The organism is Parendozoicomonas sp. 2304DJ65-17, assembly GCF_058148445.1.
Genome location: NZ_JBYVJV010000001.1, coordinates 696,118 through 711,852, shown reverse-complemented (window position 1 = coordinate 711,852; position 15,735 = coordinate 696,118). Strand labels below are relative to the sequence as shown.

The window sequence follows — 15,735 nt, the reverse complement described above, 5'->3', positions numbered from 1 at the left end:
CACCATCAAGAAATGATGAAAGGGAGTGTAGTTGGTGTTGCTTGGTAGTCAGCAAACTCCGTGTGTTCCTGATGATTGGGGTTGAGCTGAGTCGCTTTGTTTCTCACAGGATTTCATTGCTGATTGAAAATCCCGTAATAGTTTTTCCGCAAGATCTCTGTTGAAGTTTTCTTTGATGACCATGCGTAAAACATGGGTGTTCTGAGCTTTTGCGGGTAGAGAGTAGGCTGGCACAATCCATCCATACTTTCTCAGGTTGTCCGATATGTCATAGGGGCTGTAGCGGCTATCGGTCATGGTAACTACAACCACGGGCAGGCAGTTGCTGTCGGTCAGCAGTCGTACATGGCCGGTCTCTAAAAGGGCTTGTTCCAGAAAATGTGCGTTGTTCATAACTTGCTGCATGATGCGCCGGTAGCCCTGCATGCCCAGCCTGAGGAACATGTAATATTGGGCAAGAACTACTGAACTGCTTCGGGAGAAATTTAACCCGTAGTTCTGCATGGTTCCTCCCAGATAGTTGATATCAAACTTCAGCTGGTTCGGGATTGCGCTGATATCACGGAACACAACAGAGCCAAGCCCGGCATAAACCAACCCGTACTTGTGGTTAGACACATTGATGGAGCGGACTTGCTGGAGGCGGAAATCCCACTGTAAATCCGGTTGGATAAAAGGTACTACAAAGCCACCACTGGCAGCGTCTACATGAATGGGGATCTCCTGTCCGGTTCTGTTTTTATGCTTTGCTAAAAGATGATTTATTCCTGCTATGTCGTCTATTTGTCCGGTAAACGTTGTGCCGACGACAACCCCGACAGCGATAGTGTTTTCATCAATCAACGGTTCTACATCGTCCGGCCCAATGGTGAAGCGATTCTCAGCCATGGGGATTTCGCGCATTTCTACATCAAAGTAACGGGCAAACTTCTTCCAGCAGGTGTGAACATCGGCCCCGAAAATAACGTTGGGTTTATCTGTCGGTTGATTAGTTGCGGTACGAGTTTCCTTCCACTTCCATTTATGGGCTAACAGGGCCAGCATGATCGCTTCCGATGAGCCAATTGTGCAGACTCCTGTGGTGGTACAGTCTTTCGGACAATTGAAAAGACTGGCCTGCATTCTTATCAAGCGATTTTCGATAACTTTGAGTTGTGGATATTCATCTTCATCCACAAGGTTTCGACTGCAGCCTGCCAGCATCAACTTATCTGCATGAGGTTCCATCCAGGTTGTCACAAACGTTGCGAGATTCAGCGCTGGATTTCCATCAAGATTAAGTTCGTCGTATACCAGTTGTGAGGCAGCTTCTGCAGGCAGCCCCTCTTCTGGCAGTTGATGTTTGGGAATTTCATCGGATACCCAGCGGCCACCATAAGCCGGAGTGAGAAAGCTATCAGGTTCAGTAGACATGGGAGGTGACTGGTTCTGAATACATGGTGGGAGAGTGTAGCCCTTGCCGAAGATATCTGAGTTCTGTTATCTATCATTCCCATAATGTGATTGAGGCGAGTATTGTTATGAGTAATCTGCTTCGTGGGTTTATCTTTTGTCTTTCCCTGAGCCCGCTTCTGGCACAGGGGGAAATTCTGAGTTGTGATCAGCAACAGAACCTGTGTGAAACCCAGTGTCAGGTCACCAATATTGGTGATGACAAGGGGCTGAATACCTGTAAAGCCAAATGTCTGGGTAAGCGTGTTTCCTGTTCCGTTGCCAGTGGAGCGGAAACAGTGAAAGGGGCTGCAGAAAGTGCTGCTGACTCGAGCAGTGATTTGACGGATAAGGCCAAGGCATTCTGGGAAGGAATGACGGAGTAATTATTTAAGCTGGCTGTTATGGACGTTGTGTGTGTTCACTAACCTGTGCTATCAAATAGCTAGAATAACAAACCAGAACGCCCGGATATGAATAAACGTCCACCGATTGTTTTTATACACGGTATGTGGGGAACCCCCTCAGTCTGGACTTATTATCGACAGTTTTTTCTCGAGAAGGGTTATGAAGTACACACTCCTTCTCTAAGACATCATCAGCCGGATAATCAGGATTTGGAGGCTTTAGGCTCCACCAGTACCCGTAATTATGTTGATGATCTGGCTGCTTTTATAAAGCAACTCCCAGAAAAACCAATTCTGATAGGTCATTCTATGGGTGGCCTTCTAACTTTGCTTCTGGCTGGTAAAGGGCTGGCAAGAGGCGCGGTTTTGCTGGCTCCGGCAGCACCAGCAGGCATGCTCGCTCTGCGATACAGTGTGGTCAAAATCTTTGCCAGTATTTTGAGTCGGTGGGGATTCTGGCGTAAGCCCATGAAGCTTTCTCCCAGCGCAGCAAACTTTGGGCTTTTTAATAAACAGCCGGATGAGGTTCGTGCTGCTCATTATCAGGGAATGGTGTTTGAATCGGGGCGGGCAGCAGCGGAGATCGCTTTCTGGTTTCTGGATGGCCACAAAAGTACAAAGGTAGAGAATCAGCCGGACTGCCCCATGCTGGTTATGGTTGGTCAGGATGACCGCATCACTCCCGCTGAAATCTGCCACAAAATTGCCTGCCGGTTTGATGCAAGCTTTCAACTGTTTACCGGCCATGCCCATGAACTCCACTCTGAGCCGGGTTGGGAGAAGATAGCCGGGCAGGCTGATATCTGGATAAATCTTGAGGTGTGTAAAAACTCTTCGTCTTCTGAGCGAAATGAATAGCTATTCTGTAGTTTGTGAATCCTGATCACGTGATTGGTCGTATCTTTCCGTGAAAGCTTGGAGAACACTAACGGAGACTCAGTATGTTAAAGCGCTTTTTTACACCTTTTCTGCTTTTCGCCAGCTTATTTATGGCTCAACAGGCCGTGAGTGCAGATAAGGTTTATACCAGTTTTTTCAGCAATGAAGCCGTTGGTGGATACGACACTGTGGCTTACTTTAAGGAAGGTAAACCCGTGGAGGGTAAGAGCCGGTTCTCTTATGAATGGAACGGTGCTGAATGGCTTTTCTCTTCGAAAGAAAACTTAGAGACCTTTAAAAAGGCACCGGAAGTCTACGCCCCTCAGTACGGTGGACACTGTGCCTGGGCTGTTGCTGCTAAAAATGATCTGGTAAAGGGTGATCCTAAATACTGGCGCATTGTTGATGGCCGACTTTATTTGAATTATGACAAGTCTGTTCAAAATAAGTGGGAAAAAGATATTCCTGGCTTTATTGAGAAAGGCAATAAAAACTGGGTCAAACTGAATAAGTGATTTCTCTCAGGTTAATCAGGTAGAATCAAACGGCAACTGGGATGGTTGCCGTTTTTGTATAAAGAAGTAATAAAATAAAAAGGATTTCTTTATGTCTACCAGATATCTGTTTCTGATTCCTTTGCTGTTAACTGCTTTATCCTATGCTCAGGTATATCGCTGGGTCGATGCTGAGGGAAATGTTCACTTTTCCGATCGAAAGCCTGAACAGAAAGTACAAACTGAGTCTGTGGAGGTTGATGTACAAAATAGTTACAACGGTGCAGATATTTATCAGGAACAGCAGAAGCTCTTTAAAATTTATGATGGTGACCGGGCGGCACAAAAAGAAGCTGCCGCAAATGAACGCAAAGAGAAAAAGAGTCTGGCAAAACAGTGTGAAATTGCCCGGTATCGGCTGGATCGGGCTAAACATGCCAGATCAGTTTTTTTCGTAAATGATGACGGCAAGAGAGTTTATTTCGACAATGAGCAGCGTAAGCTCTACACACAACGCTGGCAAAGTTTTGTCGACAAGAAGTGCTAAATATCCATGTCTCTAATAAAACAGGCCCGCATATGCGAGCCTGATTTGAAAGTTTATTTAATTCTGAATAATCAGATATCAAACTTTTCAAGTCTTGTTTCAACAAACTCTTTCTTGAGCTTGGCGAAGACAGGCACTCCATTTTTAAAGGGAGGGAAGTCCTCACCCTGAATCAGAGGCTTCAGGTACTCACGGCATTCTTCGGTAATGTGCAGGCCATCAGTCGCGATAAAGTGATCAGGAATCTTCATTTCAACGTTGGCAACCATTTCCAGTGGCGCCTCACCAATGCTCCACACATAAGCATCACTGTCAGAATCTTCTCTCACGATGGTTGCCATCACGCCATTCTTGCCTTCCAGTGCAAACTCAACAGCAGCACGGCCAACAGCGTAAGCCTGTTCAACATCAACAGCAGAAGCCAGGTGACGGGCGGCACGCTGCAGATAGTCAACAACGGCCCAGTGATACTTGTATCCTAGGGAGTCTTTCACCATACGAGCCAGAATTGGTGCGGTGCCACCCAGCTGTACGTGGCCGAAGGCGTCAGTTGTACGTGATGCGGAGAGGAATGTGCCATCAGCGTAATGAGTACCTTCAGAGGCAACAATTACACAGTAACCATGCTGTTCAACAATGCGTTCAACTTTGGCCAGGAAGGTTTCACGGCAGAAATCTACTTCTGGGAATAGCAGCATGTGGGGTGGATCATTCTCTTCTTCCATCGCCAGTGCGGCAGCTGCGGTAATCCAGCCTGCGTGACGACCCATAACTTCCATAATGAAAACCTTGGTGGAAGTTTCATGCATGGATTCAATATCCCGGGAAGCTTCCTTAACAGAAGTGGCAACGTATTTGGCTACGGAACCAAAACCTGGGCAGGTATCGGTGGCAGGCAGGTCATTATCAACTGTTTTAGGAACACCAATACAGGTAATGGGATAACCCATCTTTTTACTGTAAAGAGAAACTTTGTGGGCGGTATCCATGGAATCACCACCGCCGTTATAGAAGAAGTAGCCAATGTTATGGGCTTTGAAAACTTCTATCAGGCGACGATATTGGGCTTCATTCGCTTCAATGCTAGACATTTTGAAACGACATGAACCAAAAGCTCCACCAGGCGTATGACGCAGGGCAGCAATGGTTTCACCAGATTCCTTACTGGTATCAATCAACTCTTCACGCAATGCACCAAGAATACCGTTATGGCCGGCATAAACTTTGCCAATTTTGTCCGGGTGGCGACGGGCGGTTTCAAGAACACCGCAAGCAGAGGCATTAATAACGGCTGTTACACCACCAGACTGGGCGTAAAAAGCGTTTTTGACGGTCATCCCGAGCAAACTCCTGAAGGTTCAGCTATTTCCGGCGTAATACTTCCTGTAGTTATCTTTCCAAACTTTGTTATTAACAGGTCGCCGGGTGGCGCAATCATACGTGAAACCGAGAGGTTTGGCATGCCTGAAAAGTAAAGATTACAGAAAATAGAAACCCGGCTGTGTAGCCGGGTTATGAATCTTCCAAGAACTTCTGTTTTACAACATGCTGCGCAGCATCCAGGCAGTCTTTTCGTGAATAACCATTCGATCTGAAATCAATGAAGCACTGGATTCATCGTCGGCATCCTGAGCGGTTTTCAAAACTTCCCGGCAGGTAATGACTACCCGTTCATGAGCTTTGGTTAATATCTCTACCATGTTTCGGGCTTCGGGAATATTTTCCACTTCTTCAATAGAGCTGAGTTTGGCAAAAGCTTTGTATGTTCCAGGAGCTGTGAAGCCTAGTGTCCGAATGCGTTCTGCAATTTCATCAACAGCTGTTGCCAGTTCGGTGTAATGCTCTTCAAACATCAGGTGTAATTCACGGAATTGTGGGCCGGTTACATTCCAGTGAAAGTTATGGGTTTGCAGGTAGAGTGTGTAACTGTCAGCAAGCAGGCGGCTTAGTCCATGGGCGATTTCTTCACGGGCCTGATCAGAAATTCCGATATTGATAGTGTGTTGCTTGCTCATAATATTCCCTCAACTGGCTAATGTGGTGGGCTGATGTTTGCCCGATGAGAGAAGTATATGGATATATGTTTTGTAGTTTAAATGAGTTAAATTTCTTTGGTTGATAGTTTTTGACTATTTAATGAGGGCCCGCTGTTCTCAATGTTTCCTGCAGATGGCACTATGATGGGATTTTTAGAGTTCTGGTCATTTATATATTGCCGGAGCAGCGCAACGGAATCAGGGTGAAAGGTATCAGCAAACATATCCATATTTTAGGAATCTGCGGCACGTTTATGGGCAGCCTGGCTTTGCTGGCCCGTGAGGCAGGTTACAAGGTGACAGGTTCTGACCAGAATGTTTATCCACCCATGAGCACCCAGTTGGAAGAACAGGGAATTGAACTGCATGTGGGTTATGACCCTGAGCAACTTGATCCTGCTCCGGATCTTGTGGTGGTTGGTAATGCCATGAGTCGTGGAAACCCTGCGGTAGAATATTTGCTGGATAAAGGGCTTTCTTACACATCAGGCCCACAGTTTTTATCGGATTATATCTTGCCTGAACGCTGGGTTCTGGCTGCTGCAGGAACTCACGGTAAAACCACAACCTCCAGCATGTTGGCCTGGATCCTGGAATACGCAGGAATGGTGCCGGGGTTTTTGATTGGCGGGATTCCCGGCAACTTTGGTATCTCTGCCCGTCTGGGAGAAACCCCTTTCTTTGTTATCGAGGCAGATGAGTACGACACCGCATTCTTTGATAAACGCTCCAAGTTTGTTCATTACCACCCGCGTACAACCATTCTGAATAATCTGGAATTTGATCACGCCGATATCTTTGGCTCACTGGCTGATATCAAGAAGCAGTTTCATCACATGGTACGTATCGTTCCATCCTCCGGGCAGGTAATTGCTCCGGCTAATGATAAGAACCTTGATGAAGTGCTGGAGATGGGCTGCTGGAGTGATATTTGCCGATTTGGTGGTTCAGAAGAATTTCGAGCTGAAGCCATAAATGCAGATTACAGCGCTTTTCGCATTTTCTCCGAGGGGGATGAAGCTGGAGTCGTAAACTGGAGCCTGACTGGTGAGCATAATTGTAATAATGCCTTGGCAGCTATTCTTGCCGCCCGGCATGTTGGAGTGACTCCGCAAGTTGCCTGTGAAGCCCTCGGTCAGTTTCAGGGCGTTAAGCGACGTATGGAGCTGTTAGCCGAGTGCCAGGATGGTGTTCGGGTTTATGATGACTTTGCCCATCACCCAACGGCGATTACGACGACTCTTGAAGGGCTTCGGGCTCAGGTTGGTGAGAAAGGTATTATCAGGGCTATTATTGAACCCCGATCCAACACAATGAAAATGGGGATTCATAAAGGCCAGTTGGCAGCGGCTACAGCTTCCGCTACAGATGTTGTGTGGTTTGAACCACCCAATATGGATTGGTCTCTAGATGAAGAAATAGAAACCAGCTCGGTTCCTGCACAGTCCCAATCTGATATTGATGCTCTTGTTGCCCATCTTGTAGAAACTCGCAGGGATAATGAGCATATTGTGATTATGAGTAATGGCGGATTTGGCGGCATCCATAAGAAATTGATTGCTGCCTTGAAGGATCAAGATGAAAGCTGAGAACAGAGAAACAGTAACACTTGCCATGACCGGGGCTTCCGGGGCTCAGTACGCCTGGAGGCTGCTGGAATGCCTGATTGCCGCTGATAGAAATGTGTTTTTTATGATCAGCAAGGCCGCTCAGCTGGTTTCCGCAACGGAAACCGATATCTCCCTGCCTGCCCGACCGCAATTGATGGAAAGCTTTCTGACCGATCGTTACCGGGCTCAGGAAGGGCAGATTCGGGTTTTTGGCTCAGAGCAGTGGATGTCTCCCGTAGCTTCTGGCAGTGGTGCACCCAGCCGAATGGTGGTCTGCCCGGCGAGTATGGGGGTTGTTTCTTCCATTGCTACGGGAGCCAGTAATAATCTCATCGAGCGTGCTGCCGATGTAGCTTTAAAGGAACGGCGACAATTGATTCTGGTTCCCAGAGAGTCGCCATTCTCAGAGATACATCTGGAAAATATGCTCAAGCTGACTCGCATGGGAGCAGTCATCCTGCCAGCCAGCCCCGGCTTCTACCAGCAGCCGGAAAGTGTCAGTGATATGGTGGACTTTGTTGTTGCCCGTATCCTGAATCAGCTGGGCATAGAACAGACGCTAATGCCGCGTTGGGGAGAGTAACTTTACCTGGAGCGGTACCTGCGTAAGGAACGCTCCCTATGGCCGGTAAGAAAAAGGATCAAGCCCGAAAAGCCAAACACGGCATTCTTGTTTCTCTGGAAGAGCGCCCCGGAGGAATGCTGGGAATGGTTATGGATACTGTCGAGAAACGTGAAGGCAGCGATCCAGACGAATGGGTTTTTCAGAAAAACTTTGTCAGTCTTGATCATCCAGCGGAATTAATGGAAAACCTCCAGTTAACTCGCAAGGAATTAGCCGAGATTGGCGAGACGATGATGATCTGGCTGTTGTCCCGTGAAGGGCGCTTGAACTAGCCGGACGACTATCAATGTCCGGCTGGCTGCTGCAGTGTTATCGTTATGAAATCAGGGATGAGTGAGCTGGTAATAAAGCTGATCTTTTAACTTCAGGCGGTGCTTCTTCAGATTTTCCAGATGCTCATCCGAGCAACCAGCTTCAGTTTCGTAATGGATGATTTCCTGATCTATTGCTTCGTAGCGAGCGTAGGCGGAGTGAAATTCAGGGTTGGTTTGATCGAGAGAATTCAGGCGGGTGCTAAGATTAGGGAACTCATCAGCGAGATCGTGCTTTTCTGGTATCATTGTCTGCCCCTCCCCAGTGACAGTGTTTTACAAGAACCACCCTCAGATTGGCACACCTGGACATCGTTAATCTTGATCTGGATCAATGATGTGCAGGGGCATTGTTCATGGGGCAATCAGGTCAGAGGGATAATAGCAGTTCGCAGGGGAGTGCCCCCTGCTGCTCGGGTAATATGCCCTGATCCATTCAAATCTTCCGCAAGTAAAACCTTGCCAGCTTCAAAGACTGTCTTACTGCCGTCATGCAGTTCAATTTCCATAGACCCAGACAGAACGATAACCAGTTGCCTGCGAGGAGCGTTATGCCAGTCCTGAGTAAAATCGCTGTCTGTTTCACAAAATACGATTTCGGTAGATGGAAACATGGCAGAAAGGTGCCCTTGCTCGTCTTCCGGAGCCATGGGCAGCGGCACGGGTTCTAAAACCGAATTGCCCTCAGCATTTGTGTGTAAGCGGGTTATTTCCATTGTTGGCTTCTGGTCTGTGCATACGAATTAAAGTAGATGAGAGTTGGAAATATGGCTATTAGAGATGCTTGGGTGCTGGCGGCTCATTGCTGGAACGCAACCAGGTTGCCACTGCATCCAGTAACACAGCCATTGAGTATCCGGGAGACAGTCCTGCAGTGCTGGTTTCAATAGTAAATGACTTCGGCATTTCCCTTCGAAACACAGCGTCCTGATAGTGAGCAGAGGGTTGGCTGGAGATAACCAGCATGGGACCCGGTTGGGGAGAATATTCGAGCCAGTCCTTAACTGTTGTTGCGGTATGGCAACGCCCCCAGTGCCCACCCTGCCATTGTCGTGGGGAGTCGATAACCTTTACTGGTACTTTTTCCATCCCTGCCGGATAGGGGTAATAGTAAAGAATAAGTCGCACGGCTTCGGTTTCGTGCAGGGGAGCATTCTCTTTATGGAACGATTCGGGAAGTGATGATTTTGGAGGCAGGAGCCCTGCCATTACTTCAGGGAAACGATCAATCTCCGGAGTTAATGGCCTCTGCCCGGCCAACACCACGAGTTGAGAAAAACGTATACCCGAATCCCACTGTTCTGCCAGCCAGTCAAGACGCGCCTTCATGGATGGTGCTGTTGAGCCTGGCAGGATGGCGTAATCATAGGTTTTTCTTTTAGGAAACCAGGGGGAGATCAGGTCGAGTTCATCCAGAACTGCGAGAACCTGATTTTTCTTGGTTTCGGAAAGGCCGACCTCTTTCATCTGCCAACGCTCTACGTCGGGCTTCCTGCCCCAGTGTTGTATAAAGCTGTGGCGATACTCATCCCAGTCCTGGGTTGGAGGCATGGCTAGTAGGGAAGCCAGTTTCAGCAACGGCTCGGGTATCTCACTGGCAAATGTTTCTTCCTGAAACATAATGAACATCCCTGTCAATATTAAGGCTTTGAGCGTTAGCCTCATGCTGTTGTGGACTTTAAATGGAGAGCCAGCCATACAGTTTCACAGGCTTCTTCCGTCCATTCCACCCGGTGTTTGGTATGGGCGGGTATCAGAATGTGGGTGCCGGGAGTCATATCTATATCTTCGCTGTTTCCTTCCAAAGCCAGCGTTGCATGCCCAGAGAGAAGTACAACCCATTCATCTTCCGGTTGCTCATACCATTGGCCTTCAGGCGTTCTGTGTCCGTGGGAAACAATACGCTCAAGCTTAAACTCAGGGCGTTCAACGAGAAGTTCTAGAAATTCTTTATCCGGATTAAATGGAGTCTCAGTAAAGAGGTTGGCTGGTTTCATTATCTGCTCCTGCACGTAAGCCGAAACAGAATATAGCAGTCTTAAAGACGAATACCGTGGGCCGCGTCTCTGGATGAATTTCCAACAATCTGGGTGAAGGAACTGTCCAGCTCAGGAAGAGGCCAGTCTGCTGGGTAGTGACGGGAAAGCTCTTCCATCAGTGCGCTGTATTCCTGGGCGGGTTTGCTCAACAGGTAAAGAAGGAAGGTATACATCCTGTCAGACATAGCTTTTTGCAGGTTCTTCAGGTCTTCCTGGCTCATAGCGCCGGTTGTATTCATTTTCTCGACAGGCGTATTGCGCAGGCAGTTCGCAGTAATAATCAGCGCAAGTTTTTTGACAGTGTTCTCGTCCATGGTACACCTGATGAGCTGTGACTTTGTTCTAAACCTAGTCGCTATAAAAGGGGCGGCAAGAAGCGGGGATATATGAGTGGAAATCTTGTCGGAAAGGTTTATTTCGAAGGGTTTTTGCCAGAAAAAACAACCGGCCCTGACGGCCGGTTGTATCTATGGAATGTGTGAGAACAGGTGATTATGAACCTTGCCCTGCACGAAGCTGTTCGCGAAGGTTGTTGGTGTACATCCACGCAACGTTGGTAGCAGCAGATGTCCCACCGCCTAAGGAACCGCCAGCAATAGAGAAGGCAGTTGTGAACATAAGGATTGAGAATGGCATAGTTATGCCACCGCTTAGCAGGCCAAAACCAACACCTACCAGTGCTCCAATAGCGCCACCTATTGCGCTGCCCGGAACGGCACCACAGCAGAAACCTACAAAGCCTGTCTTCAGGTAGGACAGTGCATTCATGAGCTTATTAGACTTTCTGGACTCAATAGTTTTCTTGGGTGCTGTGCTTACAGAGCTATCCGTTGAGACCTGACGGCTTACAGGGGCTGTTTTTACGCCTTTCGTTCCCTCAGTTGAGGAGATTGAGTTATCAGGGCTTATATTGCCGTAACCTGAAGACACTGAACTCTGCTTTTGAAGTGGTGTAGCCATAGTTAATCCTCCATGTAATGGGTAACTGGCCACATATCCATGGGCCTGTTTATCACTGACAGGAGGATTCTATGCAGGGTTTGGCAGAACCTCTATTCAACCTTGTGGTGACAGACCAAGGTCGCAGATGGGGCGGGTACCCTAATCCAGAGCCCGGCCATCTTTTGTTAAGCGTACCCAGTCTTTGGAAAACCAGAACCAGCGGCCATCCGGGCCTGGTGCTGTGCAGTTAACCCGGGAACGCCCCAGAGGCAGCTGATCTGGCATTTGCACTTCCAGTTCTGTTTTTTCTTTATTCTGCCAGGAAGTATCCAGTGTTTTGCCCAGGGCGTAACAGGCAACCTGTGAGGCTGACCATTCTCCAGATTGAAGGTGTAATGTCAGTGGACCGGTTTGGCCGTCCTGAGGAGCCATTCCTGAATCAGGCTCGATATCTATAACAGGCAGAGGCAGGCTGCGTATTTTCAAAGGAAAACTTTTCATAGCACCATAACCGGCACCCATAGGGTAACGGGGAAGTTTGGCTGGATTAGACAAAAGGCTTACAGCACCAGATTGCTGCCCAAAACCCAGATAACCATTTTTGATAATCATCCTTTCCAGAGCTGGGGCTGTTTCACCAAATGGCCAGGCTAACAATTTATGGTGTTGGCCTGTTTCTTCCTTAATACGCTTTTCTGCTGTTCTAAGGTCCTGCTCAATACGTTTGACCCAGTCATCTTGAGTTTCACTGGGCAGGCGTTCTACCAGATGATTGTGGTGTACGGTGTGGTTGGCCAGAGTTGTACCCTGATCACCGATTTCTTTTAACTGTTCCCATGTCATAGTGCGACTTTGTCGCTCGTCTACAGCCTTGGTATTCACAAAGATTGTGAATGGGAAGTTGTGTTTCTTCAGAAGAGGGAGCGCGTTTTTATAAATTGAGCTGTAAGCATCATCAAAGGTGATAACAACGGTTTTGTCTGGCAGTGGTTCTTGGTTGCGCAGTTTGTCAGTTATTTCTGTTAAAGGTGCAACGGCAAACTCGTTCTGCTTAAGCCAATCCAAGTGTTCGGCGAACAACGCGGGCGATGTGCTGGTTGATGCCGGAGTTGCGTCGTCAATATGGTGGTACTGAAGCATTACCACGGCTTGAGCGCGGGAGGTGAGAATTGCCAAAACAAAAGTCATGGCCAGTGCTGCAAACCGTGTTATCAAAATCTGTTCCTTTGCAAAATAAAGAGCCCGGAGTCAGGCCGGGCTCATTAATCAACACTATGAAAGCTGTCTGTTAAAACTTCTTACGGATCAAGCCTTCCTGCATGGTAGAAGCGACCAGTTGTCCTTTCTGGTTAAATATCTGCCCACGGGCCAGACCTCTGGCACCACCGGCTGTTGGGCTGTCCATGCTGTATAGCAGCCATTCATCCATTCGGAAATCACGGTGAAACCACATGGCGTGATCAATGCTGGCAACCTGCATATTGGGCTGCCAGAAATTTACACCATGAGGGTTGAGTGATGTGGTGACAAAGCTAAAGTCAGAAGCGTAAGCCAGAAGGTATTTATGGATACGCAGGTCATCCGGCAGTTTGCCATTTGCCCGTAACCAGATATGACGAACAGGCTCCATAGGTTCAGGCTTGAGGAAGTCTGGGATTTTTACCGCCCGAAGCTCGATAGGGCGTTCGCAGGTCAATTTGTCCCGCACCTGTTCAGGGATCAGGTGAGCAATCTTCTTGACCCTGTCCAGCTCGGATTCCAGCTCCTCCGGCGGAGTGACTTGCGGCATATCCGGGTGCTGGTGGTCGAAACCTTCTTCCTGCTCCTGGAAAGAGAGAGCCACATTAAAAATAGGTTTGCCGTTTTGGATGGCAACGACTCGTCGGGTTGAAAAACTTCTGCCATCCCGGGACTTGTCCACTTCATAAACTATCGGCTTATGAGCATTGCCAGGGCGAAGGAAATAACAATGGAAAGAGTGCAGTCCACGATCTTCCTCAACAGTTTGTTTGGCAGCAGACAACGCCTGCCCAATAACTTGCCCACCAAATACATTACCAAAACCGAGATCCTGACTCTGACCACGGAAAATGGTTTCTTCTATCTTCTCCAACTGCAGAAGGCTTAAGAGTTCATCCAATACCTTACTCATACATCCCCTCGCTCAAGTGTCCCCTTGATATTTATTTTTTACCCGGTGTCATGCTTATGATTTTACCCGGGCATACCAGACTTCGGGTTCTATCAGCTGGCCTTCATCATCCAGCTGGGGGTAATCAAGTTGCCTGTCATCGCAGTAACGTGCCAGTTCCGGATATCCCCACCGAAACAGAGTGGTCGTGTACTCGCTGGCAGGTATACGGCTGATGTTATAAAGCCCCGCCTCCTGACGCTGACGCTGGGCTTCCATCAGAATAATGGCTGCGGCAACAGACACGTTGAATGACTGAACCATCCCCTGCATGGGGATAATAACATGCTCGTCTGCCAGTTCGGCAGCGGCTTGGCTTACGCCACGTTTTTCTGATCCCAAAAGCAGTGCGCAGGGCTGGGTGTAATCCAGTTCATGGTAAGGGCGGGCGTGATTGGAAAAGTGTGCCGCAACAATTTTAAAACCCTTTTCCTTCAGGGCTTCACCGGCCGCGATAGTGTTCTCGTGCTGCTCAACATCAACCCAACGGCTGCTGCCCATGGAGCGCCCACGCAGCTGGCGATTACGAATATCCGGATTACACAAGTGGACTTTGGGAATTCCCACGGCATCACAGGTCCGGATAATTGCAGCCAGGTTGTGGGGTTTATGAACCTCATCTGCCAGAACTGTGAGATCAGGCTGGCGGTGGGCGAGTGTTTCACACAGTTTCTGGAAACGTTCCGGTGTCATGGGGCAGATATTCCGGGTAAACACCGGATTCTAGAGCTGGCGGTATGTGCTGACAATACCCAGACTTAGCTTCGTGGACCGCGACTTAGGGCGTTGTTGATCATGGTATCAACCACATCCAGCATAGACAGTCCGGCGTGTTCAGCAGCGTCAGGCAACATGCTCGTGGGAGTCATACCCGGCATAGAGTTAGTTTCCAGAAATACCGGGTCCCCCTGTTCCGGAACAATAAAATCAGCCCGGCTGAGATCAAGTAACCCCAACTCTTTGTGAACCCTCACAGCCCACTCCTGGCAATAACGGTACTGATCTTCGGGAATAGGGGCTGGAAGAAGGTGTTCGCTAAGCCCGGGGGTATACTTGTGGTCGTAGTCAAACCAGCCATTTCCCGCTGTGCGAACCTCCAAAACCGGCAGGGCTTCTGGTGTTGGCCGATCCAGGACGGAAACAGTGATTTCCCGACCATCAATAAACTCTTCAACCAGAGCGTACTCTTCAACCTCGAAGGACTCTTTCAATGCCGAAACCAGTTCGTCCCGGTTACTGGCCGCGTTAATAGCGATAGTCGAACCCTGCGAACGGGGTTTCACCACAACCGGGAGACCGAGGGATTGAATGGTTTTGTCGGCGGATTTCTCTATTCCAGAGCTTTTATGCAGAAGACGGCTTCGGGCCAAATTGATTCCTAAAGGAGCTAATAGCTGTTTGGTGAAGTATTTATCCATAGCCACGGCGCTGGATTTTACACCTGAGCCTATATAGGGAATGCCCATAATATCCAGCAGGCCCTGAATGGTTCCATCTTCGCCAAAAGGGCCGTGAAGGAGAGGGAAAACAACGTCAGGCTTGAGTCTGTCCAGCTCTTTTGCCACATGGCAGTCAAGTTCCAGCACGTGAAGATGATCGTATTGGCGGGCCATAAGCCCCTGGATTCGGCCGGCAGACAGGCGGGAAACCGCAGCTTCAGTAGAAGGGCCTCCGCACAGAATAACAATAACCGGCTGATTTTCGGACATCTGGACTATCCCGACTTGGTTTGCAAACCGCAGAAATATAGACTGTCGTACCCCGTCAGCAAATTTACCGGCATTTTATGCATCCAGACTATCGCCCTCAGTCAGATCGCACTCCTGTTCATATAGGCTATGCCCTGATGGCTGTGAGCGTGTTTACCGCCTTCCCGATGCTGATTGCGATTATCGTGGCCTGGATGAATCGCAGGCGGGCGATAGATCCGCTTTTGATTGCCCATTACGACTGGCAGATTCGAACCTTTTGGGTAAACATCATCGTGGGAATTATCGGTGTGATCCTGCTTTGGGTATTGGTGGGCTACTTTGTTTTGCTGCTGAACCAGCTCTGGTTGATTTACCGAGTTGCCGCCGGCTGGTATTTTCTGGCCAATGATCGTATGCCCTGAACAGGCAATTATTATCTTTGATAATGTGACCAAGAAGGCTGAAATTGACAGGTATACATTTTTTTGAAAAGTGTATACCATCGAATTCAAGTTAGTTTTAGACCTTCAAA

At 48.5% G+C, this 15,735-nt stretch carries 21 protein-coding genes; 8 read left to right on the top strand and 13 right to left on the bottom strand.

Annotated elements, in window-relative coordinates; all coding sequences use genetic code 11:
• Nucleotides 1-48 precede the first annotated feature (48 nt).
• Nucleotides 49-1,413 carry a glutamate decarboxylase gene (gene gad, locus ACY2RR_RS03290; protein ID WP_490106714.1) on the bottom strand — a complete coding sequence of 455 codons (1,365 nt, stop codon included), beginning with the start codon at nt 1,411-1,413 and terminating at the stop codon, nt 49-51.
• A gap of 107 nt (nt 1,414-1,520) precedes the next feature.
• On the opposite strand from gad, the gene ACY2RR_RS03285 reads away from it, so the two are divergent.
• From ACY2RR_RS03285 to ACY2RR_RS03270, 4 genes are all read left to right on the top strand, one after another.
• Nucleotides 1,521-1,817, top strand: coding sequence for a hypothetical protein (locus ACY2RR_RS03285; protein ID WP_490106713.1), 297 nt, complete (start codon nt 1,521-1,523; stop codon nt 1,815-1,817).
• An 87-nt stretch (nt 1,818-1,904) separates the two neighbouring features.
• The gene (locus ACY2RR_RS03280) at nt 1,905-2,696 is read left to right on the top strand and encodes an alpha/beta hydrolase (protein WP_490106712.1); all 792 of its coding nucleotides are present in this window, start codon (nt 1,905-1,907) and stop codon (nt 2,694-2,696) included.
• A gap of 83 nt (nt 2,697-2,779) precedes the next feature.
• Nucleotides 2,780-3,232 (top strand): YHS domain-containing (seleno)protein, encoded by a 453-nt coding sequence (locus tag ACY2RR_RS03275; RefSeq protein WP_490106711.1) that lies wholly within the window; start codon nt 2,780-2,782, stop codon nt 3,230-3,232.
• A gap of 91 nt (nt 3,233-3,323) precedes the next feature.
• Nucleotides 3,324-3,758, top strand: a complete 435-nt coding sequence (locus tag ACY2RR_RS03270) for a DUF4124 domain-containing protein (protein WP_490106710.1) — start codon at nt 3,324-3,326, stop codon at nt 3,756-3,758.
• Between the two features lie 71 nt (nt 3,759-3,829).
• On the opposite strand, the gene ACY2RR_RS03265 is transcribed toward ACY2RR_RS03270, so the two are convergent.
• The gene (locus ACY2RR_RS03265; protein ID WP_490106709.1) at nt 3,830-5,095 is read right to left on the bottom strand and encodes a 6-phosphofructokinase; all 1,266 of its coding nucleotides are present in this window, start codon (nt 5,093-5,095) and stop codon (nt 3,830-3,832) included.
• Between the two features lie 201 nt (nt 5,096-5,296).
• Complete coding sequence (locus ACY2RR_RS03260) at nt 5,297-5,773, bottom strand: Dps family protein (RefSeq protein ID WP_490106708.1); 477 nt, start codon at nt 5,771-5,773, stop codon at nt 5,297-5,299.
• A 224-nt stretch (nt 5,774-5,997) separates the two neighbouring features.
• On the opposite strand from ACY2RR_RS03260, the gene mpl reads away from it, so the two are divergent.
• The 3 genes from mpl to ACY2RR_RS03245 are packed head-to-tail and all read left to right on the top strand — an operon-like array spanning nt 5,998 to nt 8,301.
• Nucleotides 5,998-7,383, top strand: coding sequence for a UDP-N-acetylmuramate:L-alanyl-gamma-D-glutamyl-meso-diaminopimelate ligase (gene mpl / locus ACY2RR_RS03255; RefSeq protein WP_490106707.1), 1,386 nt, complete (start codon nt 5,998-6,000; stop codon nt 7,381-7,383).
• A complete protein-coding gene (locus ACY2RR_RS03250) occupies nt 7,373-7,987 on the top strand; it encodes a flavin prenyltransferase UbiX (protein ID WP_490106706.1) in 615 nt (204 codons plus the stop codon). Before mpl ends, ACY2RR_RS03250 begins: the two co-directional genes overlap by 11 nt.
• 38 nt (nt 7,988-8,025) lie before the next feature.
• A complete protein-coding gene (locus tag ACY2RR_RS03245; protein WP_490106705.1) occupies nt 8,026-8,301 on the top strand; it encodes a hypothetical protein in 276 nt (91 codons plus the stop codon).
• Nucleotides 8,302-8,352: 51 nt separating this feature from the next.
• On the opposite strand, the gene ACY2RR_RS03240 is transcribed toward ACY2RR_RS03245, so the two are convergent.
• The 10 genes from ACY2RR_RS03240 to ACY2RR_RS03195 form a co-directional block, all read right to left on the bottom strand.
• Nucleotides 8,353-8,589: an HP1242/YdcH family protein gene (locus tag ACY2RR_RS03240; protein ID WP_490106704.1), complete on the bottom strand. Its 237-nt coding sequence runs from the start codon at nt 8,587-8,589 to the stop codon at nt 8,353-8,355.
• Nucleotides 8,590-8,705: 116 nt separating this feature from the next.
• The gene (locus ACY2RR_RS03235) at nt 8,706-9,056 is read right to left on the bottom strand and encodes a cupin domain-containing protein (protein WP_490106703.1); all 351 of its coding nucleotides are present in this window, start codon (nt 9,054-9,056) and stop codon (nt 8,706-8,708) included.
• Nucleotides 9,057-9,114: 58 nt separating this feature from the next.
• Complete coding sequence (locus tag ACY2RR_RS03230) at nt 9,115-9,960, bottom strand: hypothetical protein (RefSeq protein WP_490106702.1); 846 nt, start codon at nt 9,958-9,960, stop codon at nt 9,115-9,117.
• Between the two features lie 41 nt (nt 9,961-10,001).
• Nucleotides 10,002-10,337: a cupin domain-containing protein gene (locus ACY2RR_RS03225; protein ID WP_490106701.1), complete on the bottom strand. Its 336-nt coding sequence runs from the start codon at nt 10,335-10,337 to the stop codon at nt 10,002-10,004.
• 41 nt (nt 10,338-10,378) lie between these two features.
• Complete coding sequence (locus ACY2RR_RS03220; RefSeq protein WP_490106700.1) at nt 10,379-10,693, bottom strand: hypothetical protein; 315 nt, start codon at nt 10,691-10,693, stop codon at nt 10,379-10,381.
• Between the two features lie 178 nt (nt 10,694-10,871).
• Complete coding sequence (locus ACY2RR_RS03215) at nt 10,872-11,339, bottom strand: hypothetical protein (protein WP_490106699.1); 468 nt, start codon at nt 11,337-11,339, stop codon at nt 10,872-10,874.
• Nucleotides 11,340-11,480: 141 nt separating this feature from the next.
• The gene (locus ACY2RR_RS03210; protein WP_490106698.1) at nt 11,481-12,536 is read right to left on the bottom strand and encodes a polysaccharide deacetylase family protein; all 1,056 of its coding nucleotides are present in this window, start codon (nt 12,534-12,536) and stop codon (nt 11,481-11,483) included.
• Nucleotides 12,537-12,609: 73 nt separating this feature from the next.
• Entirely contained in the window at nt 12,610-13,473 is an 864-nt protein-coding gene (gene tesB / locus ACY2RR_RS03205) for an acyl-CoA thioesterase II (protein ID WP_490106697.1), read from the bottom strand.
• 54 nt (nt 13,474-13,527) lie between these two features.
• On the bottom strand, nt 13,528-14,205 hold the full coding sequence (gene trmH / locus ACY2RR_RS03200) for a tRNA (guanosine(18)-2'-O)-methyltransferase TrmH (RefSeq protein ID WP_490106696.1): 678 nt from the start codon (nt 14,203-14,205) through the stop codon (nt 13,528-13,530).
• 65 nt (nt 14,206-14,270) lie between these two features.
• Entirely contained in the window at nt 14,271-15,221 is a 951-nt protein-coding gene (locus tag ACY2RR_RS03195) for a D-alanine--D-alanine ligase family protein (protein ID WP_490106695.1), read from the bottom strand.
• Between the two features lie 77 nt (nt 15,222-15,298).
• On the opposite strand from ACY2RR_RS03195, the gene ACY2RR_RS03190 reads away from it, so the two are divergent.
• On the top strand, nt 15,299-15,625 hold the full coding sequence (locus ACY2RR_RS03190) for a DUF4870 family protein (protein WP_490106694.1): 327 nt from the start codon (nt 15,299-15,301) through the stop codon (nt 15,623-15,625).
• Nucleotides 15,626-15,735: the final 110 nt, after the last annotated feature.